We start from the raw sequence: 21,866 nt of genomic DNA, 5'->3' as shown, positions 1-21,866 counted from the left end.
AGAGCGTTGAGCTCCCCGCGGCTCGAACACGAACGGCGCCGCAGATCGAAAGTGAGATGCCCCGCAGATCGAAACACCGCAGGTAGCATGAGGTGTGCCCTCACCGCACCTCGTCCCACGTCGCGTCGCTGGACAGGTAGACGCCGCCCTGGCCGATACCCGTGTCGTCCTGATCAGCGGAGCTCGCCAAGCCGGCAAAAGCACCCTGGTCCGCATCGTCGCCGGCGATCGGCTCGCCGAGCGCCGCGACCTAGACCGATCCCAGGACCGAGCCGCCGCAACCGCCGACCCTGTCGGATTCGTCGACTCCCCGGAACTGCTGGTCATCGACGAGATCCAGCGCGCCCCGGAGCTGCTCCTGGCGATCAAGGCCGCCGTCGACGAAGACCCCAGCCCCGGGCGCTACCTGCTCACCGGCTCGTCCCGGCTGTTCGGCATGGTCGCCGCCCCGGACGCGTTGCCCGGCCGGATGGAAACCGTCGAACTCTGGCCGTTCTCCCAAGGCGAGATCGACAACGAGCCGGACGGCTTCATCGATGCCATCTTCGCGCTCGGCCCCAGCCTGCGACACGAATCAACGGTGACCCGAGCCGACTACGCGGCCAGAATCGTCCGGGGCGGCTTACCCGAAGCGACAACCCGAGACGACGCGCGTCGCCGCCAGCGGTTCTTTGATGCGTACGTGCAAGCTCTCATCGACCGCGATGTCCGGCAGCTGTCCGACATTCAGCACAAGGGCGAGTTACGCAAACTGGTACGCCTGCTCGCCGCCAGATCCGCGACCATCATCGCCGCCAACTCTCTGGAGTCCGCGCTCGGGCTGAGCCGGCCGACGGTGGCCCGTTACCTTCGGGCCCTGGAGGAGATTTTCCTGGTCAAGCGGATCCCGGGCTGGTCGCGCAATCTCGGCACCCGAGCGACCGCAGCCGCGAAACTGGTCTTCGTCGACTCGGGCATCGCCGCCAATGAACTCGCCACTGATGCCCGTGCTCTGCTCAGGCCGGGGGCGCCGTTCGGGCCGCTGCTCGAATCGTTCGTTCTCTCCGAGCTGTCCCGCCAGCTCACCTGGTCCGAGCAGCAAGCCGACCTCTCCCACTACCGCGACCAGAACAAGTACGAGGTCGACGCCGTCCTCGAGAACAGATCCGGTCAGGTCGTCGGCATCGAGGTCAAAGCCGCCACCTCCGTCGGTCTCGACGACTTCCGCGGACTACGCAGACTGGCCGACCGCCTCGGCGACGACTTCATCGCCGGCATCGTCCTCTACACCGGCACATCCACGCTGCCGTTCGGGGACAAGCTCCGCGCCATGCCGGTCAGTGCTCTGTGGCAGGTTCCCGCTCCGGCTTGACCTGTCGAAGAGCTCCGGCCCGACCTGTTCCAGGAAACGCGAAGGCGGCAGCACCGAAGTGCTGCCGCCTCCCCCGATTCAACCTCAGCGGTTCCAGCGCGCCGCGGCCAAAGTGTCGCGGAGCGTGTAATACGCCGGCTTACGTTCGAAGTTGTCGCCCATCACCGTCGCGGCGCCTTCCGCGGGGAAGAACACCGGCACCCACGAGTACTTGTCGGTGAAGCCCCAGATGGTGAACGAGTTGCAGTCCTCAACGGCCAGGCAGGCGTCCAGAACGGTCTTGTAGTACGCGGCCTGCGTCTGCAGCTGCTCGGCAGTCGGCACGCCGCCCTCAGGCAGGTCCATGCGCACATCGAGCTCAGTGATCGCCGTGTACAGGCCGAGGTCGTCGAAGCGCTGCAGCACACCCTGCAACTGGTCCGGCGCGCCGTACCGGGTGCTCAGGTGGGCCTGGGACGCGAAGCCGTCCAGCGGCACCCGGTCGGCCAGCAGCTGCTTGGCCAGCGCCTCGTACGCGTCGACCTTCACCCCCGGCCATTCCACGCCGTAGTCGTTCAGGAACAGCTGGGCCTTGGGGTCGGCCCGGTGCGCCCAGCGGAAGGCGTCGGCCACGATGCCCGGGCCGAGTTCGCGGATGAAGATGTTCTCCTGGCGGTACTCGCCGTTCTCGTTGAAGATCTCGTTGGCGACGTCCCACTGCTGGATCTTGCCGCGGTAGCGGCCGACCACGGTGGTGATGTGGTCCTTGAGGATCGCACGCAGCTCCGCCTTGGTGAATTCGCCCTCAGCGAGCCACGCCGGGTTCTGGCTGTGCCAGAGCAGCGTGTGGCCGCGGACGACCTGGCCGTGCTGCCGCGCGAACTTGACGATCGCGTCGGCCGGGCCGAAGTTGTACTTGCGGCGCTCGGGGTGGATGAACTCCCACTTCATCTGGTTCTCCGGGGAGACCGAGTTGAATTCCCGGGCCAGGACCTTCCGGTACGGCTTGTCGTAAGTGAACGGGTCCGGATAGTCCTGCTCGAGGTGGTGACCGCCACCGGCGACCGCGGTCCCGATGCGCAGGTCACGCGGCGCCGCCCAGCGCAGCGGCAGATTCCGCAGTCCGGGGTGACGGTCCACGACGGACGAGCCGCCGGCTGCCTTCGTACTTGCCTGCGCCGGCTGGATGCCGGGGCCGATCAGCGTCGAGGTGGCGAGGACGGCCACGGCGACACGGTATGCCTTTCTCAAGATCACTCCTTTGAGGGCGTCGGACCGGCCGCACACATCAGCTCAATGCCGAAACTTTCGGAGCGGACAGACCGGAAGACCCTCGTACGCTAAGCCGGACGCACAGCCTTCGTCAATGTTTCAGCTTCATGAACGACCGACTTCTTGTGCTTCAACCAGGTCATCCCTACCTGGACCCGACGAGTCAGACACGCCAAACGCCTACCGAACAAATACCGGAAGTTCCGGCATTGCCATCCGCCAGCACGAGGCTTGTTTATCGCGTCGGTGCCACCGCTCGCGAAGAGATCCTGCACGGGTTGCCCAGCGGACCCGAACCTGCGACTTCACCGTTCGGAGCGTCATGCGCTGTCGGGTTCCACCATGGAAACGGCGACCCGTGGCCTACCGTCGAGTCACGTTGCCGACGACGCAGCCACGAAGCTGCGGCGTCGGCGAGCAGTTTCGATAGGGTCAGGTCCCCGGGAATCGGGAGAACCACGTGCGGTTTGTACTGAACGGCTCGGCCCACAGTCTCGACGCTCAAACGGTTGCCGAGCGGGTCCGAGGCGTGCCGCCCGAAACCGTACGGGCACATGCGGTGCGCATCGAGAGCGCGACCTTTCCGGTGAAGCAGGCTTTCGAGCTGGCCAGCAGAATCAACCGTCGTAGACGTGTTGCAACAGCATGGCTGGTTGATCACTTCCACGGCGGACACGGCGACCAAAGCGCCGGGTGTGGACGTTCTGGCCGTGAAGGGAAGCCGGCGGCTCGGCGCTGAGGTCAAGGGCTGGCCGTCGGCCGGTTATGCCGATCCGCGCCGGGCTGCCGAGGTGAAACGCACTCAGCCGAGTACCCAGGCCGGTCATTGGTTCAGCCAGGCACTGTTCAAGGCCATCATGCTGTTGGACAGCCATCCCGGTTACGAGTCGCTGATGGTGTTGCCTGACTACCCTCGCTATCGGGACCTTGCCCAGCGGACCAGAACAGGCCGACGAGCCGCGAATATCCACCTGGTACTGCTCACCGCCGACGGGGCCCACAGCAACGATTCATGGACACCATGACCGAACCCATCGAGACCACACACATGACCAACCGGGCTGTCGAGGATGCAGCGATCAAGTACGTCCTCGACTGCGGATCCGCCCGCGGTCAGGATCTCTGGCTCGAGCCCCGCTTTCCACCATGCCGATCATGCGCGGTATGTCGCGGACGAAACGCGCGTCGTGCTCATCCGGCGTGCCGTCGGCGACCCTTTCGATCAGTTGCAGGAAGTCTTCCCGGTCCGGTCCCGCGTACTGCAGGAGCGCATGTGACATGTTCTCCAGGGCGCGTGCCGCGGAGTCCGGGTCGACCTCGTCGTCGCCCGACTCCTCCAGGAACATCATCGCGGCCACGATGGCCTTGACCAGGGGTTCGGCGTTCATTCGAGGATCGTCATGCTTGATCGGCCCAGACCAGAAATTCTCGCGGCTCCCTGCTCCCCAGCAGGTCACCGATCGGCGACCTTGACACCGACTCCAACCAGGCATCGAAAGGCGTTGCACCCCCGGGGAACCACCATTCAGAGTGGCTCTCCACCTCTTCAAGATCGCGATCCAGCGAAAATCTGTACTCGAACTGCACCTGAGAATAAGACTCGTGCTCTCCGTCCGAATCAAGAACTTCCAGCTGTCTCACCATGCTGACCACAAAGGTCGGTTGCGGGAGCCAGCCGACCTTCCCGTACTGGAAGAGGTATCCGTCGGCGTCCTGGTCTTCAGGGACATCGAACTCTGTCGCAGCGAACCTCCGGGCCAGCTCCGTCAGAGCGGGCACGGGCGAGCTGACACGAATTTCGTCGTCGACGAGGCTACGGGCGATGTCGACCGCCTCGTCCACCTGGCGTTTATTGGACAATCGAACCTCCGTCATGCGACGCCGACGAGCTGGACACACCGTCCCCGCCACACGATCGTGTGGCGGGGACGGGGGCAGATCAGTGCCTACGGCCAGTAGCCGCCTTGGAGCTGCCTTCTGACATGGCCGATCACGTCCAGAGCTTCGTTCCTGTTTCTGGCCCCGGCCATGAGGTCGTTGACGTAATCGTAGTACTGGTTGGTGTGGACCCGGGAGTGGACCGATGCGCCGGTGGGATTGGGTGACGAACTGCTACGCGGCAGCCAGACACCGTTCTCGGCATCGTTCACACCGATACCGAATCGGTCGAGCTGGGCCCTCGCCGGAGCCGCCTTGGGCGAGTTGCCCGCGACGATGTGGTGCGGCGAGTGGGGTGTGCTCGGCTCCAGGTCTCCGGCATCATTCAGAGCATTTCGCAGCTTCTCCGCAGATCCCTTGTCACAGTTGTGGACGAGCACTGGCGTGTCGCCGGCCACCACGTAGTACGTGTGGGTGCCGCTGACCGTGAGGTTGTAGACGGTGGTGCTGGCGGTGATGGGTTCCCCGACGAGCGCGACGCTGACCTCGGCGCCGGACTCGTCCCGGAGGGTGTCGCCGGTGCGGAGTTCGGCCGCCGGGATCCAGCCTCGGTCGGGGCTGTAGAACTTGTGTCCCGCGGTGGCGGTGATGACCGACGGCGGTCCGCCGCCACCGGCACCGGCTCCCACCAAGGTGAGGTCGATGAGGTCCTTGTCGCCGGTGCCCTCCACAGTGGCGGTCACTTGCTGCGGCTCGGTCGTGCCGGTCACCGGGTCGGTGGCGGTGACCGTGTCGCCGGGCTGCAACTTCTCGATCGGCTTGCTGCTGCCGTCGGCCAGCAGCACCAGGGTGCCGGCGGCGAACGAGTTCGACGCGAGGCGGGCCTTGTTGCCCTGGGCTATCTTGCAGCTCTCGCCGGTCGAGGATTCCTTCTTCTTCGCCTGTTTGGCGTTGTCGGCCGCCTTCTGCGAGGTCGCTTTGGCCTTGCCGCCGGCGTCCTTGGCCCCCTTCGCCGCCTTCGCCGCCTCGTCGGCGTACTTCTTGCTGTCGGCGGCTTCGTCCGCGGTCTGGGTGGCTTTCTTGATGTAGCGCGGGATGCTCGACAGCGCGTTCCTCGCCGATTTCAGCCGGCTGTACGCGTCGATGAGGCGGCGGCCGACCCCGACGGCCTTGATCGCCACCTTGGCGGCCTTGAACATCTTGCCCCAGGGCACGGCCTGCAGTGCGGTGGAGACACAGGCGACGATGTCGCCCTCGGTGATGCACTTCTTGGCGTCGTTGAAGCCGACCAGGTCGAGGATCAGATTGACGATCTCGTCGCCGATCTGCTTCACGAAGCCCTCGGCCTCGTCGACGATCTTCTTCGCGTTCAGCCAGTCCGGGTTGTCGGTCGCCTGCTCACCCTCGCCGGCGGCCGGGGTGTTGGCGTCCACGGTCCCCTGGCAGGCCCCCGGATTGTTGGCGCAGGCCATCGACGAGTAGTAGTCGACGTACGCCTGGGTCATCCCGTTGCCGTCCGGATCGCCCCCGGTGGGGTCGGTCAGCACGGTCGGACGGGCGTTGGTGTACGAGTACGTCGAGACGGCCTGATCGGTGGCGGGCTGGGCGACCGGGTCCGCCGAGGCGAAGCGGCCGGTGCCCGGGTCGTAGCTGCGCGCACCCATCGCGTACCGGTCGCCCTGGCTGACGTCCTGGTACGTCCCGGCGTACTGCATGGGGTTGGCCGGCGCGTCCTCGTCGACCTTGGTGCCGCCCTGGGTGAGGCCGGTGCCGCGGGCGACGCCGAACGCGTCGTAGTCGTAACTCCATTCCGGTGCCCCGGACGGCGAGACGACACCCGCCACACCGCCCAGCCAGTCGCGCAGGTACGAGTGCGCGGCCAGCCCGTCAGCGGACGGCACGATCAGGGCGAGCGGTTGCCCGGACGGGTCGTACAGGTAATCGCGTCCGACCGTGCCGGCGGCGTCGGTCTGCCGCTCCTGGGCCAGCAGCGGCCGGCCGGCGTTGACGTCCCAGCTCCAGGTCTGCGTGACCGCGCCGGCGCCGGAGCCGGTGACCGCCTTGATCCGGTTGCCCGTGGCGTCGTACGCGTAATTCGTGGTTCTGCCGCCGACGGTCGCCGACGTCATGGTGTGGTCCAGCGCGTACGTGAACCGGTCCGACCCGGCCTCGGTCTGGTTGCCCTCGAGGTCGTAGGCGAACGCGCGCGTGCTCGATCGGCTACCCGTGACGCTCTCGCGGGTCAGCTGGTCGGCACCGTCGTACGAGTAACTGGTCGTGGTGTTCTCGCCCGGAGCGACCCGCGTCTTGGTCTTGCGGTTGCCGACCAGGTCGTAGGTGTAGTCGGTGCGGTCGGCGACCGCGCCGGCGCAGGTCTGCGCGCCGAAGCACTCGGCGGTCAACCGGTTGGCCGCGTCGTACGTGTAGGCGGTGGCCTCGGTGACCGTCGGCTGGCCGGGCTCCCCGTCGGTCTCGACGATCTTGGTCGGATTGCCGACCTTGTCGAGGGTGAGGTCGAACGCGGACAGCGTGGTGTCACCCTTGGCCGCGGCGATCCGGGTCATCCGGCCGGCCCGGTCGTACTCCCGGCTCTCCGAGACCCCGGTCGACTCCGGGTACGAGATCCCGGTCAGGTGATCCGCGACGTCGTACGAGAAGCCGTACTCCGCGCTGCTCCCACCGCGGGTGGCCGTGAGCGACCGGATCCGGTCCCCCGCGTCGTACGTGGCGCCGATCCGCGTGCCGTCCGGGTAGGTCCGTGCGGTCACCCGGTCGGTGCTGTCGTACTCGTACTTGAACGTCTCCGACCCGCGGGTCACCGAGGTGAGCCGGTCGGTGACGTCGTAGACGTACGACTGCACGCCGTCCGGATCCGCGGCGCTGACCACCCGGTTCTTCGCGTCATAACCGAACGAGTAGGTGACCCCGTCGGCGCCGAGCTGCTTGCTGGTCAGCCGGCCCAGGTTGTCGTACGCGTAGAAGATGGACCGCGCCGGCCGGTTCGGGTCCGGTCGTCCCTCCTCGACGATGCGGGCGGTGACCTCCTGGATGAGGTTGGAGTCGGCGTCGTAGACGTACTCGCGGCGACGGCCGATCGGGTCGGTGGTCACGGTGGCACGCCCGGCCCGGTCGTACTCGGTCGAGGCGGTACGGCCGAGCGGATCGGTCTGCTTGATCACCTGACCGTTGGCGTTGTAGCCGTAGACCAGGCCCTGGCCCCCGGTTGCGTCCGGGCCGACGACCGAGGCGAGCCGGTCGGCGGCGTCGTAGGCGAAGCGGGTGGTCTTGCCGTTGGCGTCGGTCTGCGCGGTGGGCCGGTTGACCGCGTCGTAGTCGACCTTGGTGACGTTGCCCAGCGGGTCGGTGACGGATTCCGGGTTGCCGGCACGGTCGTAGGCGTACCGGGTGGTGTAGTTGTCGGGGTCGGCGCCGGAGACGTTGCCGCGCGGCTCGGTGACCGCGACGACGCGGCCGTCGTCGTCGTACCGGGTGGTGACGACACCGCCGGTCGGGGTGGTCTGGCGGACCGGGTTGCCCGCGTCGTCGTATTCGATGCCGGCCGCGCCCGCGGCGGGCCCGGAGCTTCCGGTACGGCGGTTCGCCTCGTCATAGGTGTTGGTCAGCTCTTCGCCGCGCTCGTTGGTCATCGAGACGACGTTGCCGTTGTTGTCGTAGCCGACCGTGGTGCCCTGCTTGAACTGGTCGCGCTGAGTGGCCGGGCGATCCAGGGCGTCGAAGGCGGTGTCCACCTCGACCCGCTGGCCGTCGGAGCCGTACGGCCGGTCGGCGCGGATCAGGTTGCCGTTGTAGTCGTAGTGGAAGACCGCGGTGAACAGGGCGGCCCGCGGCGGGTCCGCGTTGCCGCGCGGCGAGGTCTCGGTCGCCACCCGGCCGTTGCCGTCGTACGTCCAGGAGGTCTTGTTGCCCTCGCCGTCGGTCACCGAGGCGCGCCGCCCACCGGGGGTGTACGTCGTCGCGACGACATTGCCGACCGGGTCCTTGGCCTCGATGACGCGGCTCGCCTTGTCGTAGGTGAAGCGGGCCGAGTTGCTCAGCGGGTCGGTGGTGACGACCACGTTGCCGAGTTCGTCGTAGACCGTGCGGGACGGCTGGGCCTTGCCCGGCTGCCACACCTCGGTGATCTGGCTCTGCTCGTTGTAGACGTACCGCGTGCGGTAGGCGTCCTTGTTGCCCCCGGCGACGGTGCCGCGCGGGTCGACCACGGAGGCGAGGCGGCCGGTGCCGTCGTACGTCATCTCGGTGCGCCGGCCGGTCGGGGCGATCTCGGCCGTACGGTTGCCGTGGGTGTCGTACTCGTAGCGGGTGACCTTGCCGCGCGGGTCGGTCCGGGAGACGAGCTGGCCCTTGGTGTCGTACGCGTACTCGTACCCGGTGTCCTGCTTCGGGCTCTTCTGCCCGACCATCTCGTTGAACTCGTTGTACTTGTAGTCCCAGTCGTTCTTGCGACCGTCGGTGTACTTCGTCAGGTTGCTGCGGTTGTCGAACGCGCTGGTCTCGGTGAAGGCGAACGGCTCCGGCGCGGTCCGGGCGACCGGGTTGCCGCTGTCGTCGAACCGGGTCTCCTCCTGGTTGCCCTTCGGGTCGACGACCAGGCTCTTGTTCAGCTTGCCGGTGTACCGGTGGTTGACGGTGTCGTTGCCGGCGTTCTGGCTGTAGAGCAGCACGTTGTTGCGGTAGCCGTCGACGACCGCCACGCCGTCCGGGTCGGTGGTGCGGGCGACCTGCTGGCCGGCGTCCCACCGGAACTCGGTCCGCGCGTTCTCCGGGTCGAGTTGCTCGGTGACCCGGCCGGCGGCGTCGTAGGTGTTGCGGATCAGCTTGTTGCCGCGGGCGTCGGTGATGTCGTTGAGCCGGCCGCCGGCGTCGTAGCCGTAGGTGGTCACGTTGCGGCGCGGGTCCTGAGCCTTGAGCAGGCGCCCGTTCTGGTAGTCGAACTGGGTCGACCGGCCGTCCGGCAGCGTGATCTTCGTGACCAGCCGCAGATCGGTACGGGACTCGAAGCGCACCACCCGGCCACTGGCATCGGTGACGGTGCTGAGCAGGCCGTCGGCGGTGTACGCGAACGTCACGCCGGAGCCGCGCGCGTTCTTGACGGAGAGCAGCTGACCGGTGGCGTTGAACCGCAGCACCCGTCGGTCCGGTGGCACCAGCTGCCAGCCGCCGTCCACCTTGGACAGATTGGCGCGGACACCGGCCGGACGGTCGTACGACCCGTCGGCGTTCGCGGTGTAGACAGCCTCCGAGCCGTCCTCCGCCCGTACCCGGACCGCGCCGTTGTCGGCGGCGATGATCCTGATGTCGTACGAGGAGCTCCAGCCCGGCCCGAACATGCCGGTGGCCGGGTTGCCGGACGAGTAGTAGCGCGCGTGGTTGAACGGGATGCCGTACGACGGCATCACGAAGTCCTTCTCCACCCGCAGGTAGGCGCCGGTCGCCGTGTTCACCGTCGCGCCGCGCAGAGCCTGCGCGGTCACTGTCGGGCCGAGCACCGTGGCGCAGCCGCAGCCGGTGGCCTGCCCGGCGGGCAGCGCCGGAACGTCGTCGGTCTTGCGCGGCCTGGCCTCCGCCGACGCCGCGCTGGTCAGTTCCGTGCCGTCCGGCGCGACCTCGGTGATCGTCACCGTGTAGGCCCGCGCCGGGTCGAGCACCCAGCCGTCCGCAGCACCGAAGCTGCGGCACAGCAGAGCCGGGCTGTAGCACCGGCTCAGGTCCGCCTTGCCGAGCTCGGCGGACCGCTGCTCGGCCCCGGACCCGACGTCGGTGACGGTCGCGAACCAGCGGCCCCACGACGTCGGATCACCGTCGTCGACGACGGCGTCCCAGTACACGACGAGCGAGGTGTCGCCGAGCAGGAAGCCCGGGCGGGCGATCGGCCGGCCCGGCAACTCCGCCTGCCGGGCGGCCACCACCCGTGCGGCCGCGATCGCCTTGGCGCGCCGCTGGGCCTTCTCGGTCGCGGTCGGCACCCGGACCTTGCCGCCGGCCTCGACCGCGGGCGGCACCGGCGGCGCCGACTTACCGGCGGGCAGGCCGTGATTCTTGGTCGCCGTGGCCGGCAGCGGGCTGTTGACCGGGCCCGCACCTGGCGTCGCCGACGGCGCGGCCGAAGCGCGCGTGGACGGCAGGACGATGAGGAAAGAAATGACGAGTGCCCAGATCAGGGCATGGCTGAGCAGCCGGAACCGGCTGGAAACGCGCACGATGCACTCCCCCGTGGAGATGGCGTTGCAGTCCGCAAGCACCCTTACGCATCGATGCTGATCAACACATCCACCGAACGGTCCATGATGGGAGCGCTCCCATCATGTGGTCGGTCGGTGCCCGGTCCCTGCGGCGCCGGTCCGGGCTCAGTACTCGTTCTTGATGACGAAGTAGGAGCCGCGGATGGTGCCGGCCAGCTTCGACTTCTGCCGGGCGAACTTGAACGCCCCGAGCTCCTCCGGAACGTCCATCCCGTCGGAGAGCTTGAAGCCGACCGCCCGCTTCCCGCCGTCGTCGATCGTGTACATCACGTTGATCGACAGGCCGTTCTCGTAGAAGACGTAGGCCATCCGGATGTTCTCGACCTGGAAGGCCGTCGCCTCGAGCGGCGGGGAAGAGATGACGAGGCCGCGTTCCTCCTCGAGGATGCGGTGCACCCAGGCGATGGTCGAGGTGGCTTCGCTCGCGGGCTCCACCGTGAAGGTGTGGTCGTACTTGTTCTTGAAATAGCGGGCCTCGTTCGCCCGCAGACCGGCCAGCGCATCCGCAACCGGCGACGACTCCAGGCCGACGGTCGAAACGGTGCCGAAGTCCACCGCATAAGACATGACTGCTCCTCCGCGTGCCGGCTCGTCCATATCCCGCCGTGATCAGCGTAGCGGTGTGCGTGGTCGTTCAAGGTAGGGTTCGCTGCCATCGCGGTGATCTCGGGGGACGACTTGCATCTCATTACCGCGGCCACGCTGGCCGCCTCATTCATCACCACACCCGCCTTCGCCGCCGACCGGCCGCCGAAGGTCTTCGCACGGGCCGCACAGCACTACGTTTCCGGCGTCACGCCGGTGACCTTCCAGCCGGCCCAGGGCGAGGACATGTCCGCTGTCACCAGCCTGACGCTGCTCGCCGACGGCAAAGAGGTCGGCGTGGACACCGCCGCGCCGTGGAGCGTCGACTGGGACACCACCGGCTTCGACGGCCTCGTGCTGCTCAGCACCCGGGCCACCACGGCAAGCGGCACGCAGACGACGGACGGCTACCAGGTCACGGTGGACAACAGAGCGCCGACCGGGCTGACCGTCCGCTTCCCCCGCAGAAGCGGTTACATCGGCCAAGGCGGCGAGCTCGCCGTGAACGCGGCCGACAACATCTACGTCATCGGCTCCGAGCTGCTCGTCGGCGGCGCGGCGGTCTCGTCGAAGGACCTCACCGGCGGCGGCAACCTCGACCTCCGCTGGAACGTCAAGGTCCCGAACGGCAACACCACCATGACGGTCCGCGTACGGGATCAGGCGGGCAACGTGACGGCGCTGACCAGGACAGTCACCGTCGACAACGACCGGCCGGTGATCGCCGGCAGTACCACCGCAGGTAGCGCAGTTCGAGGCACCTTCAAAGTCACCCTCAGCGGCTACAAGGACGCCAGCCCGTTCGCCGCGTTCGAGGCTTTATTGGACACTCCGCGGCAGCTCCGCTCGTACAGCCAGGAGAACTCCCGCACGGTCACTATCGACAGCCGCGAGGTACCGAACGGCAAGTACACCCTCGGCTGGCGCGCCGTCGACGCGGCCGGCAACGAGGCGGTCCTTAAACGGTCCCTCACCGTGGACAACAAGGCCCCGACGGTGTCGATCAGCAAGGCGCCGAAGAACAAGGCAAAGGTCAAGAAGAAGTTCACGGTCACTGCCAAGGCGAGCGACACGTACGGGATCGCCAAGGTGCAGCTGCTGATCAACGGCAAGGTCGTGCAGACGGACACGAAAGCCGGCTACTCGTTCAGGGTGAACCCGAAGAAGTACGGCAAGAAGTTCACCGTGCGGGTCCGGGCATACGACAAGGCCGGCAACACCAGGTACAGCTCCACGCGAACGTACAAGCGGTGACGGTGTCGGCAACCGCTCGGTAGCCTGGGCAGGACATCGACGAGGGTGGTAGCCGTGGACGGCATCGACGCTGCTGAGGACTGGTTGGACACCTGGGTCGGGCAGACCAACGCCCAAGCGGCACGCAGCGTCGAGCTGTCGCGCCGTGTGGCTGAGGAAGTGCAGGACACCGTCGGCGCGGACACCGAAACGGGACGCGCGGTGATCCATTCCTTCGACGCCCGGTTTCCCCCGGTCGAGCGCGAGGACGACCGGTGAGCGCGGGTGTCGAGTTCCCGGCCGAGGCGGTGTTGCAGCATGCCGACGCGGTGAGCGAGGCCTCCGACGCCATGGCCCAAGCTCGCGCGGCAGCGGGTGAGGTCGCCATGGACAGCCAGGCCTACGGCCAACTCTGCCAATTCCTGCCGGCACTGCTGAGTCCGCTGTTCGGCACCATGACGGAGGTCATGAATCAAGCGGTGGACACCCTCACAGAGAGCGCGCTGAACCTACGGAAGACCGCCGCCGACGTGACGGCCACCGATGCCGGCAACGCCCGGAGGGTGGACGCAGCCGGCGGCCCCGGCGTTGAACTGCCGCTGTGACCGACCCGCTGGTCGCTCAGGCGCACAGCTCGACCACCTGGTACACGGGCCTCGGCCTGGTCGAGGACGCTGTGCAGATCAACAGCGGCATCCAGAACGGCAGCTGGGTGGACGGCACGCTGGGTGGCGTCAGCGGCGGCCTCGACATGCTCGGCTTGGTCGTCGATCCGCTCGGCTCGCTGGTGGCCTGGGGTGTCGGCTGGCTGATGGAGCATGTACAGCCGCTGAAGGATGCGCTGGACTGGTTGGCCGGCCAGCCGGACGAGGTGGCCGCCCACGCTGCCACCTGGCGCAACGTCGCCGCGGCAACGGCCGCCACCCAACAGCGATACGCCGACGCCGTGCGAGCACAGACGGCCGGCTGGTCGGGCGCCTCCGGCGATGCCTATCGCAGTCACGCGGCTCGGCAAGCTGACGTCCTCGGCGGCATGGCTCAAGCTTCCGAGGCGATCTCGTCCGCGGTGGAAGGCGCCGGCCAACTCGTCGGCCTGATCCGCGGCATCGTCCGGGAACTGATCGCCCAGTTCGTGGCCACGCTCGCCGCCCGCCTGCCGCAATGGCTCGCGGAGGCAGGCCTGACTCTCGGCATCGCAACCCCCGTCGTCATCGGTCAGGTGGCCGCGCTGGTCGCCAAGTGGGTCGACCGGATCCAGGGTTTCCTTCGAGCACTGATCACCAGCCTGCGGCGGCTCAGCGGCAAACTCGATGACTTGACCGGCGTTCTCGACGGCCTCAAGGAGGCACTCCGAAAACTCAGCCGTTCCGATCCGGCCGCAGCCGCATCCGACACGACGTCCGCAGCGCGCCAGACCGGGGGTGAGCTGCGGCGTCCGCGCGGCGACATCGACTTCGAGGACGCCTGGCCGGAGCAGGCCTACGACGCGATCCGGGCCGGCGACGACGAGCTTCCGGCCGTGGCCGCGAGCGCACGGGAGCACGGCTTCAGCGCCGAGGACATCGCGAAGATCAAGAATCACGTGTTCCGTGACGAGCACGTCCTCGATTCGTACGGTGAAAGCGCCGTCGCCCGTTTCGACGCCAACCCTCGGATGGCCGAGGCCTGGCAGCGGCTCGCTGAGGGAAATCCTCACCCGGCGGACATCGACCTGTTGCGGCACGAGCGATTCGAGGCGGAGTACATGGCCAGCACCGGTGACCAGAGTTACCGGCGTGCGCACGCCGCCACGAACGAGGCCGGCTTCACGTGGGACCCTGAAGCCGCGGCCCGGGACGGCGTCGGCTATCAGCGAAGGGACTGACAGTGCTCGATGATTTTGGGCGGTGCCGGCGATGACCGCCTCGATCGGCGTCTGGGCACATGGTGACCCGACCGGCGCAGTGGTGCTGTACCGGTGGGAGGCCGATCAACAGACCGGGTTTGTGACCTTCGAGGTCTCCACGCGCCGAATCCGGCCGGCGGACAGCACCGGCCGGCCGATCGGGGATCTGCTGTTCGATCCGGCGCAGGACGAACCGTCGGGCACCGCAGCCGGCGTGGACCGGCGGTTGTTCACCCAGGTGGTCGTCGCGATCATGCGCGCGTACCGGCGAGCGGGGAAGGCCCCGGAGACCGCCCACGCCTATTACTACTGAGAGCGCCTTCAGCTCTGGGTCTTGGGGGTGAGCAGGTAGTCGTCGGCCTCGGGGCTCCACTTGAGGTCGACCGCGTTGCTCGTCGCTGCCGCTTTGCAGAATTGGAGGAAGCTCCGGTAGCCCAGCTTCTTCTCGCTGAAGTCCGGCGCCACCTTGCGCACCTGGTTCTTCAGGCCTGACAGGGCCGCGGATCCGTTGCTTCCCGCCAGGTCGGAGACCACACCGCGGAGCAGGGCGAACGCCGCCTCCCGGTCCCCGTGCTCCGGTAGCGCCACCTCCGGATCGCCCTTGCCGGAGCCGCCGCCGATCAGCTCGACCACGTTGTGCCCGGCCAGGTAGCGGAGCATTTCCCCGAACGCCCGGAACCCGTAGTCCGCCTCGTTGAAAGTTGGATCCTTCCGCAGCAGCGTCCGCTTGAGCGTCGACGCAGTCACCGTCCCGCTGGAACTGCGCTGCAACCCCGCGACAGTCTGCGCAACCAGGGCAGACAGCGTCTCCACGTCCCGTACCGGCTCGCTCGGCGCAGGCTGCGGCTCCTGCACCACCACCGCCGGGATCTCCACGCCCTCGAGGCGGTCGTAGTAGAGGAACTCGTCGCAGGCCGGGGGCAGCAGCTTCGAGGTTGATCTCTCGACCCCCACCCCGATCACCCGCTTGTTGAGCTCGCGCAACTTGTGCACCAGTGGAGTGAAATCGCTGTCGCCCGTGCAGAGCACGAACGTCGAGATGTACGACCGCTCGAACGCCACCTCCAGCGCGTCCACCACCATCTTGATGTCCGCCGCGTTCTTGCGGGAGGCGCCCATCCGCTGCGGGATGTCGATGAGTTCGACGTGCGAGCGGGTCAGCATGCGGCGGTCCTCGTCGAAGTACGACCAGTCCGCGTACGCCCGGCGGACCACCACCCGGCCCCGCTCGGCGAGGGCGTCGGCCACCGGTCGCAGTTCGAAGGACATGCCGCCCAGGTGGTCGCGGGCGCTGATCGCCAGGTTCTCGTAGTCCAGGAACATCGCGATGCGCTCTTCGTGATCCACCCGGTCAGCGTACGCATGCCGGAGAGCCCCGCGGACCAAGCGTGAGAGGATCGCGCCCATGGAAAACGACCGGCTCGCCCTCGCGCAGGACCGTACGACCGCCGCCGCGACGCTTTACGAGCTGGCCTCCGACCCCTCCGTTCAGGTTCGCGCCGCCGTCGCCGCCCGGCCGGACGCGCCGGCGGAGGCGCTGCGGCCGCTCGCCCGTGATCGTGACCGCACCGTCCGGCAGGCGGTCGCCGGGAACCCGGCCACCAGCCAGGGCAACCTGCTGCGCCTCGTCGGCGACGCCGACCGGTGGGTGCGCTGGGCGGTCGCGGCCAACCCGTCCTGCGATGCCCGGGTACGCCAGGTGATGGCGAAGGCGCAGGACAAGGAGCTGCGCGGGCTGCTCGCCGAGATGGGTGAGCTCGAGCCCGAGCTGGCCGCGATCCTCGTCAAGGACGCCTCCCCGGAGGTGCGGGAGCGGCTGGCCAGTCACACCTACGACCCGGACGTCATCGCCGCTCTCCTCCAGGATCGGACCGTCCGGGTGCGCAAGGGTCTCGCCATCAACGAGCAGACCACCGCCGAGCACCGGCACGCGCTGGCCCAGGACTCGTCACCCGACGTCCGGGCGGCGCTGGTCCGGGCGTTGCCGCTGGACGAGGCAGACCTGCAGGCCCTGGTCAACGACCGATCCGTGGAGGTGCGGCGTTCGCTGGCCACGTCGGCCGTCACCCCGCAGCACATCCGGCAGGCGCTGGAGAACGACGCCGACGAGACGGTGGCCGAAGATGCCCGCCGGTATCAGGCCACCGCAACGCCGGTGACGGCTCCCCGCCCCGGGAACCGCCGGCCGATCGGCAAGCGTTTCCCGGGCCGGGCCGGCCGCTGATCATCCGGCGGTGAGCTGGAGTGCCCCTCGGAGCAGGGCGACAGCCTGGGGCACAACCGAGGCCTCATCCAGCGGACGGGCCGGGTCGGACAGCATCAGGCTCGCCGTGACGAGGTCACCGTCGGCGGCGCGGGCGAAGTAGTTGAGCGTCAGCACGCCGGGCTCCGAACCACCCTTGAACCACACCGTCGGGAACTCCGCCGTGGGCAGGGCGACACCGCCGTCGTTGATGGTCAGAGCCGCGTTCACCGCGGGCTCGTGCTGCCGCCACAGTCCGGCGTACGCCTGGCACATGTCGATCGGTGAGCCGAACCATTCCACCTTGTCGATCATCCGCGGGTTCGGCCACGCGGTGATCGACGTGAGCGGGACCCGGTCGAGCAGCGGCAGCATCCGCGCCCGCAGGGCCGGGCTCAGGGCGGCGTACGACGCCGCGGCGGCCGGGTAGCGCCACCCCTTGAGCGCGAAGAACTCGCGGGTGGTCAGCACCGGGGCGTTCGGCGCCGAGTTGCCGAAGCGGGTGAACTGCCGCCGCACCGCCTCCCGGCCCACCTGGTGGATCAGGTGGTCGGTGGCCGTGTTGTCGCTGATCGCGATCATGTGGTCGGCGAGGGTGTGCACGGTGCCGTCCGGCTCGTCCTGCATGACGCCCGACGGCAGGGACTTCCAGGCCGGGTTCAGCGGCAACTCGGTGTCCCAGGAGAGCCGGCCGGACTGCACGGCCTCGGCGAGAGCGCCCAGCACGTACAGCTTGAAGGCGGAACCGAGTGGCCGTACCGTGTCGGGGTTTTTGCCGTGCACCAGCCGGCAGCCGGCCGGCGAGATCCGCATGGCCGCGAAAGACACCCGCGGCGCGAGGGTGCGCAAGCTGCTGTCGACGGCGGTCCAGGTGGTCGGGGCCGGGAGGTACGGGGTCAAGCGCAGTCCGGTGATCAAGCCGGACGGGTTGACGGTGAGGGTGACCAGCAGAGTGCCGGCGGGGCTCGACACGAGCTGCCGGAGCTGCGTCGGTGACGACGAGATGACCGCGGCCGGCGTGAACGGCGCCACCGGGCGCAGCGCCTCGTTGACGTTCATGGCGAGCAGCCCCTGGTCGAGGTGCTGCGCCAGTTCGTCGGCCGGCACCGGCAGCCGGGCCGAGGCGTCGATCAACCAGGCGAACTGGGTCTCGGCCGGCGAAGCGGCCAGTGCGGGCGCGGCCGGCAGACCGAGCGTCAACGTCAGTGCCGCGATGACCGCGACAATTCTCCGGACCATCAGAACCCCCGGGGGTACGGGCGAGGTCAGGCCGGCCGGATGAACAGCCCGGCCACCGTCCCCTCGCGACGGAAACTCACCTGGGCTGTGCTCTGCCCGGCCTCGAAGTGCATCAGGACGTCGACCACCGTGAACTCCCCGGCGGCGTGCACCACCGGATCACCGAACCGCTCGAACGCGCCGACGCTGCCGACGACCACCGCCCACACCGAGGCGAGCGCCTGGGTGTCGAGTTCCCGCCGCATCGTCTCGTCGAAGTCGCCGCGGACCCGGTCGAACCGGGCGGCCGCGAGGTGGGTGAGCAGGTCGAGCGCCTTGTCGCCCGCGCCGGGCAGGATCCCGGCCGACATCGGCTCACCCGTACGCGGATCGACCGGTCGCCCGAACCGCTGGAACGCCGCCTGTCGCGTGGTGCCCAAGACGTCTCCGATCTCCTGCCAGGTACGGCCCTCGGCCCGCGCACGATCGACCGCGGCGCGCAGCGAGTCCTGGGCTTCGAGCACCTGCCGGTGCACAGCCTGTACTTCCCCGAGGGTCCCGCCGACGTCCGGCGATGTCAAGGAAGAATTGACAGCCTCGCGTTGCCGACGGGCCGCACTGCGGCACGTCGAGTTGCAAAACCGCTGCTTACGACCAGGTCCAAGGCGAGCGGGAAGCGGGTTACCGCAGTGTTCGCAGTTCACAGCACGTAATGTTAATCCGTGTCGGCGCGGCACGGAATACCGCACGAAAAATCAGGACGGATGAGTCGCGAGATGCCGCACCAAGAGTGTGGCAACTTGCTCGGGGGCCTTCTCCGGCAGCCAGTGGGACACCCCGGCAAGCGTCTCGAACTGGTAGGGACCGTCGACGTAGCGTCCACAACGCTCGGCGGCCGCCCGGGAGATGAAGCGATCTCCGTCGCTCCAGATGAAGAGCGTGGGCACCTCGATGTGGCCGGTCCGGTCCCGCAGCCCGAACGGTATGGCCCGGTACCAGTTGATCGCGGCCCGCACAGCGGCCCGGTCGCCTGCCCTGGCGGCGTAGCGGGCCGCGCTTTCCGGGTCGAGTCCGGAGCTCCGCAGAGACGCCCGCATCGCTTCGCCGCTCCGGCGCGAGAGCATGAACTCGGGCAGCCACGGCACTTGCAGAGCGGCCATGTACCAGGAGCGCAAGAACTGGCTGCTGGAGGTGAGTGACCGCAGGAACGCCTCCGGATGGGGTACCGACAGGGCGGCCACCGAGCTCGCCCGGTCGGGGCGGTGGCCGGCCACGTACCAGGCCAGGGCCGCACCCCAGTCGTGGCCCACCAGATGGAAGCGTTCCGCGCCGGCCGCGTCGGCCAGGGCCAGCACGTCCGCCGCAAGCCGGGAAGTCGCGTACGCCCGACGGCCCGCCGGCCTGGCCCCCGCGGAGTAGCCGCGCTGGTCGGGAGCGAGGACCCGGTAGCCGGCGCCGGTCAGAGCCGGCGTCACCGCGTCCCAGCAATGCCGGTCCTGCGGAAAGCCGTGCAGCAACACGACCACTTCCCCCGTACCGGAGCCACCGGCCGGGCGCGTGTCGGTCACCTCGAAGCTGAGGCCCTCGCTGGTGAAGCGTTCCATCACCGCATCCTCATGGATGGTCGCCGATACGGCCAGCGCACCGGTTCCTGTGGTCCTGGCGGTGGCGAGCTGGATGCTGTCCGGCGAGATGCCGTCCGCCGATCTCGGGAGCCGGCGGGTCTCCCAGCCTCGCCCGCCGTCCATGCTGACCCGGGCCACGAGCCGGCTCCGTAGCACGACGGGCCCAGTCGGCCGCGGGCTCGGCATCGGCTCGGCCTCGCCGTCCAGGGCCCAGATCCCGGCGTCCGGCGGAGTGTCGAGCACCAAGAGGTCCTGCCAGCCGCCGGCCTTGGCGTAGGCGTGCCGAGCCAGGTCGCCGGTGGCCGGATCGAGGGCGTCGACGGCGTTCCGCTCCGCCCGAAGGGGCCAGGCCGGCGGTAAGGCGTCGACGTCACGCGTCGCCGGGCGCCGCCAGGTGACGCCGCCGTCGACACTGTTCCAGTACTCCGGACGGGCGTCGTCGCCAGCCGTATCTTCTGCCAGCACCCTGCTGCCGCAGCTCGGTGAACATCCCGGTCAACGGCTTGTCCCGCTCAGTGGGGGCCCAGGGCGACAAAGACAGCGCCGAACGCGCGCCGGCGGCGCCGCCGGGCAGCGCGGGCGACCACGTCGGCGAAGTCCGGCTTGAAGGCGTACGCGGCCGCGGCGCCCAGGCCGGCGAAGTCCATGGCGGGCCCGGTCGCGTCGGCGATGTGGTGCAGCACCACGGTTTCGCGCGTGGCCCGGGGCAGCCGCTGCAGGCGGCGACGAGCGCCACGTGATCCGGCGACAGCGGTGGCGTGGTGTCGCTCCCCCGCAGCCGGCCCGAACCTCAGGTGTGTGCGGGATATCCGAGGAGTTCGACCAGGTCACCGGTGGCCGCGGCGAAGGCCTCGTGGATGTCGTCGTCGAAATGGCTCTGCCAGTCGCCGGATTTGCCCTTGCGGTAATGCGACGGCCGGGTCGTGTCCTCCGGGCCGCTGCGCATTCTGGAAAAGCTGTATCTTGCAAGCAGATCGGCCAGCTCGGGCGGTGGGATGACGATGCCGCAGTGCCGCATCATCCGGTCGACTTCATCGTGCTGTTGTTCTCCGGTCAGCTCCTCGTAGCGGAACAGCGGTATCTCGTCCGATTCGGCGGCGGCCACCCATGATCGCAGGGCCCGGAAAGTGCCCCGTTCGGCGTGATGATCGATGAGATACAGCAGTCCGTCCTTGAACGGCTTCTCGCGCAGCACTTTCCGCACCTGCGGGATGTCACCCATCGGCGCGTGCGAGTTCCGGGTGGAGAAGTAGCTCGAGACGACCATGTCGCGGGGGTCGCGCAGCACGAAGAACGCCCGGTGGCGCTCGGGTTTCGGCAGGTCCTGGAACCGCCGGCGGGAGATGAACAGGGACGAGACGATCCGGCCGGGCGGGAAGGGCTGCGGGTGGCGCCACCGGTACGCCCGCGGGTCGTACGGCAGCAGACCGGAGTGGCGATAGACGGTCGGGTCACCGAAGAGCGCTTTCATCCATTGGCTGGCCGTCTTGCGCACCGCGCAGTGATAGACGTTGTCGTATTCGCACCGGGCGACGACCGGCACCGTGAGCCGCAGCCGCGCATTGTGGGCTTCGAGCTGCATTCGCCGGGCCGCGACGCGGACGGAATTGGGCGTGTGCTGTTTGGTGTACATCACGGCGCGGTTGATCATCGCTGACCACAATTCCCATCTGCGAAGTGGGTAAATGTCGCCCGCTCGGCGGGCCGTCGCCGCCCGCAACGCAGCCCATGATAGAGCCTGTATAGACATCGGTGATAGTGATCGGCGTGCCTGATATCAATGAGATCGGCCGCCGCGGTGATGTGCGGTAGGAGGGATTCGAACCCACTCAGCAAGGCACCTGCTTTACAGGCAGGCCCGACTCTCCCGCGTCGGCGCTACCGCGTGTCTGCTCCCAGCGCCCCGGCCGGCCGGCTCCTCACGGGTCCGGCACGATCGGTCACGCTGCGCGTTCCCAGCAGGATTCGAACCTGCGACCTCGACGTTCGTAGCGTCGCGCGCTGTCCAGCTGCGCCATGGGAACCCTGTACTGCGTACCCGGAGAGGGATTCGAACCCCCAACCTTCCGACCCTGAATCGGACGCCTCTGCCGTTGGGCCACCCGGGCAAAAAATGGTTCCACCGAATGCGTTCAGGGGCGATTCGGGAAAAGAAAAAGCCACCCGTTCCTCGACTCGAGGTGGGCGGCGCGGACGCGGGCTCTGCTGCGCTAACCGCTCCACCACCCCAGCTCAAGGCGGGTCTGTCGGCCGCGAAGGTACAGCTCGGCCGTCAGGTCGGACAGGGTCAGCGAATAAGCGTTCTGCTGCGACATGACGGTCAACTCCCTTCAAA

At 68.4% G+C, this 21,866-nt stretch carries 19 protein-coding genes and 3 tRNA genes; 8 read left to right on the top strand and 14 right to left on the bottom strand.

Features of this window, described 5'->3' with window-relative positions; genetic code table 11:
- The first annotated feature begins 94 nt into the window (after nt 1-94).
- On the top strand, nt 95-1,351 hold the full coding sequence (locus tag ACZ6S4_RS26820) for an ATP-binding protein (protein ID WP_465477558.1): 1,257 nt from the start codon (nt 95-97) through the stop codon (nt 1,349-1,351).
- A gap of 84 nt (nt 1,352-1,435) precedes the next feature.
- Here the strand turns inward: ACZ6S4_RS26820 and ACZ6S4_RS26815 are convergent, their stop codons facing one another.
- Entirely contained in the window at nt 1,436-2,587 is a 1,152-nt protein-coding gene (locus ACZ6S4_RS26815; RefSeq protein WP_465477557.1) for an endo-1,4-beta-xylanase, read from the bottom strand.
- Between the two features lie 647 nt (nt 2,588-3,234).
- On the opposite strand from ACZ6S4_RS26815, the gene ACZ6S4_RS26810 reads away from it, so the two are divergent.
- Nucleotides 3,235-3,627 carry a hypothetical protein gene (locus ACZ6S4_RS26810; RefSeq protein ID WP_465477556.1) on the top strand — a complete coding sequence of 131 codons (393 nt, stop codon included), beginning with the start codon at nt 3,235-3,237 and terminating at the stop codon, nt 3,625-3,627.
- A 54-nt stretch (nt 3,628-3,681) separates the two neighbouring features.
- On the opposite strand, the gene ACZ6S4_RS26805 is transcribed toward ACZ6S4_RS26810, so the two are convergent.
- The 4 genes from ACZ6S4_RS26805 to ACZ6S4_RS26790 all read right to left on the bottom strand — a co-directional run bounded on the left by ACZ6S4_RS26805 (nt 3,682) and on the right by ACZ6S4_RS26790 (nt 11,310).
- Nucleotides 3,682-3,990, bottom strand: coding sequence for a hypothetical protein (locus tag ACZ6S4_RS26805; protein WP_465477555.1), 309 nt, complete (start codon nt 3,988-3,990; stop codon nt 3,682-3,684).
- A 10-nt stretch (nt 3,991-4,000) separates the two neighbouring features.
- Nucleotides 4,001-4,444, bottom strand: a complete 444-nt coding sequence (locus tag ACZ6S4_RS26800) for a hypothetical protein (RefSeq protein WP_465477554.1) — start codon at nt 4,442-4,444, stop codon at nt 4,001-4,003.
- 104 nt (nt 4,445-4,548) lie between these two features.
- Nucleotides 4,549-10,701, bottom strand: a complete 6,153-nt coding sequence (locus tag ACZ6S4_RS26795) for a DUF6531 domain-containing protein (RefSeq protein ID WP_465477553.1) — start codon at nt 10,699-10,701, stop codon at nt 4,549-4,551.
- Nucleotides 10,702-10,848: 147 nt separating this feature from the next.
- Nucleotides 10,849-11,310, bottom strand: a complete 462-nt coding sequence (locus tag ACZ6S4_RS26790) for a phage tail protein (protein ID WP_465477552.1) — start codon at nt 11,308-11,310, stop codon at nt 10,849-10,851.
- A gap of 111 nt (nt 11,311-11,421) precedes the next feature.
- Here ACZ6S4_RS26790 and ACZ6S4_RS26785 point away from each other — a divergent pair, with 111 nt between their 5' ends.
- The 5 genes from ACZ6S4_RS26785 to ACZ6S4_RS26765 are packed head-to-tail and all read left to right on the top strand — an operon-like array spanning nt 11,422 to nt 14,759.
- A complete protein-coding gene (locus ACZ6S4_RS26785) occupies nt 11,422-12,582 on the top strand; it encodes an Ig-like domain-containing protein (protein WP_465477551.1) in 1,161 nt (386 codons plus the stop codon).
- Nucleotides 12,583-12,636: 54 nt separating this feature from the next.
- Complete coding sequence (locus ACZ6S4_RS26780) at nt 12,637-12,840, top strand: hypothetical protein (RefSeq protein ID WP_465477550.1); 204 nt, start codon at nt 12,637-12,639, stop codon at nt 12,838-12,840.
- Nucleotides 12,837-13,166 carry a hypothetical protein gene (locus ACZ6S4_RS26775; protein WP_465477549.1) on the top strand — a complete coding sequence of 110 codons (330 nt, stop codon included), beginning with the start codon at nt 12,837-12,839 and terminating at the stop codon, nt 13,164-13,166. The genes ACZ6S4_RS26780 and ACZ6S4_RS26775 overlap by 4 nt, the downstream gene beginning before the upstream one ends.
- Nucleotides 13,163-14,425: a WXG100 family type VII secretion target gene (locus tag ACZ6S4_RS26770; protein ID WP_465477548.1), complete on the top strand. Its 1,263-nt coding sequence runs from the start codon at nt 13,163-13,165 to the stop codon at nt 14,423-14,425. Before ACZ6S4_RS26775 ends, ACZ6S4_RS26770 begins: the two co-directional genes overlap by 4 nt.
- 31 nt (nt 14,426-14,456) lie before the next feature.
- Nucleotides 14,457-14,759 (top strand): hypothetical protein, encoded by a 303-nt coding sequence (locus tag ACZ6S4_RS26765; RefSeq protein WP_465477547.1) that lies wholly within the window; start codon nt 14,457-14,459, stop codon nt 14,757-14,759.
- A gap of 8 nt (nt 14,760-14,767) precedes the next feature.
- Here ACZ6S4_RS26765 and ACZ6S4_RS26760 read toward each other — a convergent pair whose 3' ends face one another.
- A complete protein-coding gene (locus ACZ6S4_RS26760) occupies nt 14,768-15,793 on the bottom strand; it encodes an NYN domain-containing protein (protein WP_465477546.1) in 1,026 nt (341 codons plus the stop codon).
- Between the two features lie 58 nt (nt 15,794-15,851).
- Between ACZ6S4_RS26760 and ACZ6S4_RS26755 the strand changes: the two genes are divergently transcribed.
- Nucleotides 15,852-16,670 (top strand): hypothetical protein, encoded by an 819-nt coding sequence (locus tag ACZ6S4_RS26755; RefSeq protein WP_465477545.1) that lies wholly within the window; start codon nt 15,852-15,854, stop codon nt 16,668-16,670.
- Here ACZ6S4_RS26755 and ACZ6S4_RS26750 read toward each other — a convergent pair whose 3' ends face one another.
- The 8 genes from ACZ6S4_RS26750 to ACZ6S4_RS26715 all read right to left on the bottom strand — a co-directional run bounded on the left by ACZ6S4_RS26750 (nt 16,671) and on the right by ACZ6S4_RS26715 (nt 21,639).
- Nucleotides 16,671-17,927, bottom strand: coding sequence for a serine hydrolase (locus ACZ6S4_RS26750; RefSeq protein ID WP_465477544.1), 1,257 nt, complete (start codon nt 17,925-17,927; stop codon nt 16,671-16,673).
- A 26-nt stretch (nt 17,928-17,953) separates the two neighbouring features.
- Nucleotides 17,954-18,487, bottom strand: coding sequence for a DUF3887 domain-containing protein (locus tag ACZ6S4_RS26745; RefSeq protein WP_465477543.1), 534 nt, complete (start codon nt 18,485-18,487; stop codon nt 17,954-17,956).
- Nucleotides 18,488-18,661: 174 nt separating this feature from the next.
- Nucleotides 18,662-19,996, bottom strand: coding sequence for an alpha/beta fold hydrolase (locus ACZ6S4_RS26740; protein ID WP_465477542.1), 1,335 nt, complete (start codon nt 19,994-19,996; stop codon nt 18,662-18,664).
- Between the two features lie 47 nt (nt 19,997-20,043).
- Entirely contained in the window at nt 20,044-20,217 is a 174-nt protein-coding gene (locus ACZ6S4_RS26735; RefSeq protein ID WP_465477541.1) for a hypothetical protein, read from the bottom strand.
- A gap of 104 nt (nt 20,218-20,321) precedes the next feature.
- Nucleotides 20,322-21,182 (bottom strand): sulfotransferase domain-containing protein, encoded by an 861-nt coding sequence (locus ACZ6S4_RS26730; protein ID WP_465477690.1) that lies wholly within the window; start codon nt 21,180-21,182, stop codon nt 20,322-20,324.
- Between the two features lie 153 nt (nt 21,183-21,335).
- Nucleotides 21,336-21,416: transfer RNA gene (locus ACZ6S4_RS26725), tRNA-Tyr, on the bottom strand.
- A 65-nt stretch (nt 21,417-21,481) separates the two neighbouring features.
- A tRNA-Arg gene (locus ACZ6S4_RS26720) sits at nt 21,482-21,555 on the bottom strand.
- 11 nt (nt 21,556-21,566) lie between these two features.
- A tRNA-Leu gene (locus ACZ6S4_RS26715) sits at nt 21,567-21,639 on the bottom strand.
- Nucleotides 21,640-21,866 lie beyond the last annotated feature (227 nt).

The sequence above is a fragment of the Actinoplanes sp. NPDC051405 genome (genome assembly GCF_055586185.1).
This window is presented reverse-complemented; position numbering and strand designations above follow the sequence as displayed.

What these genes read in the sequence shown, in the direction of transcription:
- ACZ6S4_RS26765 (WP_465477547.1), top strand. Translation starts at nt 14,457, where the DNA reads ATGACCGCCTCGATCGGCGTCTGGGCACATGGTGACCCGACCGGCGCA.
- ACZ6S4_RS26790 (WP_465477552.1), bottom strand. Translation starts at nt 11,310, where the DNA reads ATGTCTTATGCGGTGGACTTCGGCACCGTTTCGACCGTCGGCCTGGAG.
- ACZ6S4_RS26730 (WP_465477690.1), bottom strand. Translation starts at nt 21,182, where the DNA reads ATGATCAACCGCGCCGTGATGTACACCAAACAGCACACGCCCAATTCC.
- ACZ6S4_RS26805 (WP_465477555.1), bottom strand. Translation starts at nt 3,990, where the DNA reads ATGAACGCCGAACCCCTGGTCAAGGCCATCGTGGCCGCGATGATGTTC.
- ACZ6S4_RS26755 (WP_465477545.1), top strand. Translation starts at nt 15,852, where the DNA reads ATGGAAAACGACCGGCTCGCCCTCGCGCAGGACCGTACGACCGCCGCC.
- ACZ6S4_RS26750 (WP_465477544.1), bottom strand. Translation starts at nt 17,927, where the DNA reads ATGGTCCGGAGAATTGTCGCGGTCATCGCGGCACTGACGTTGACGCTC.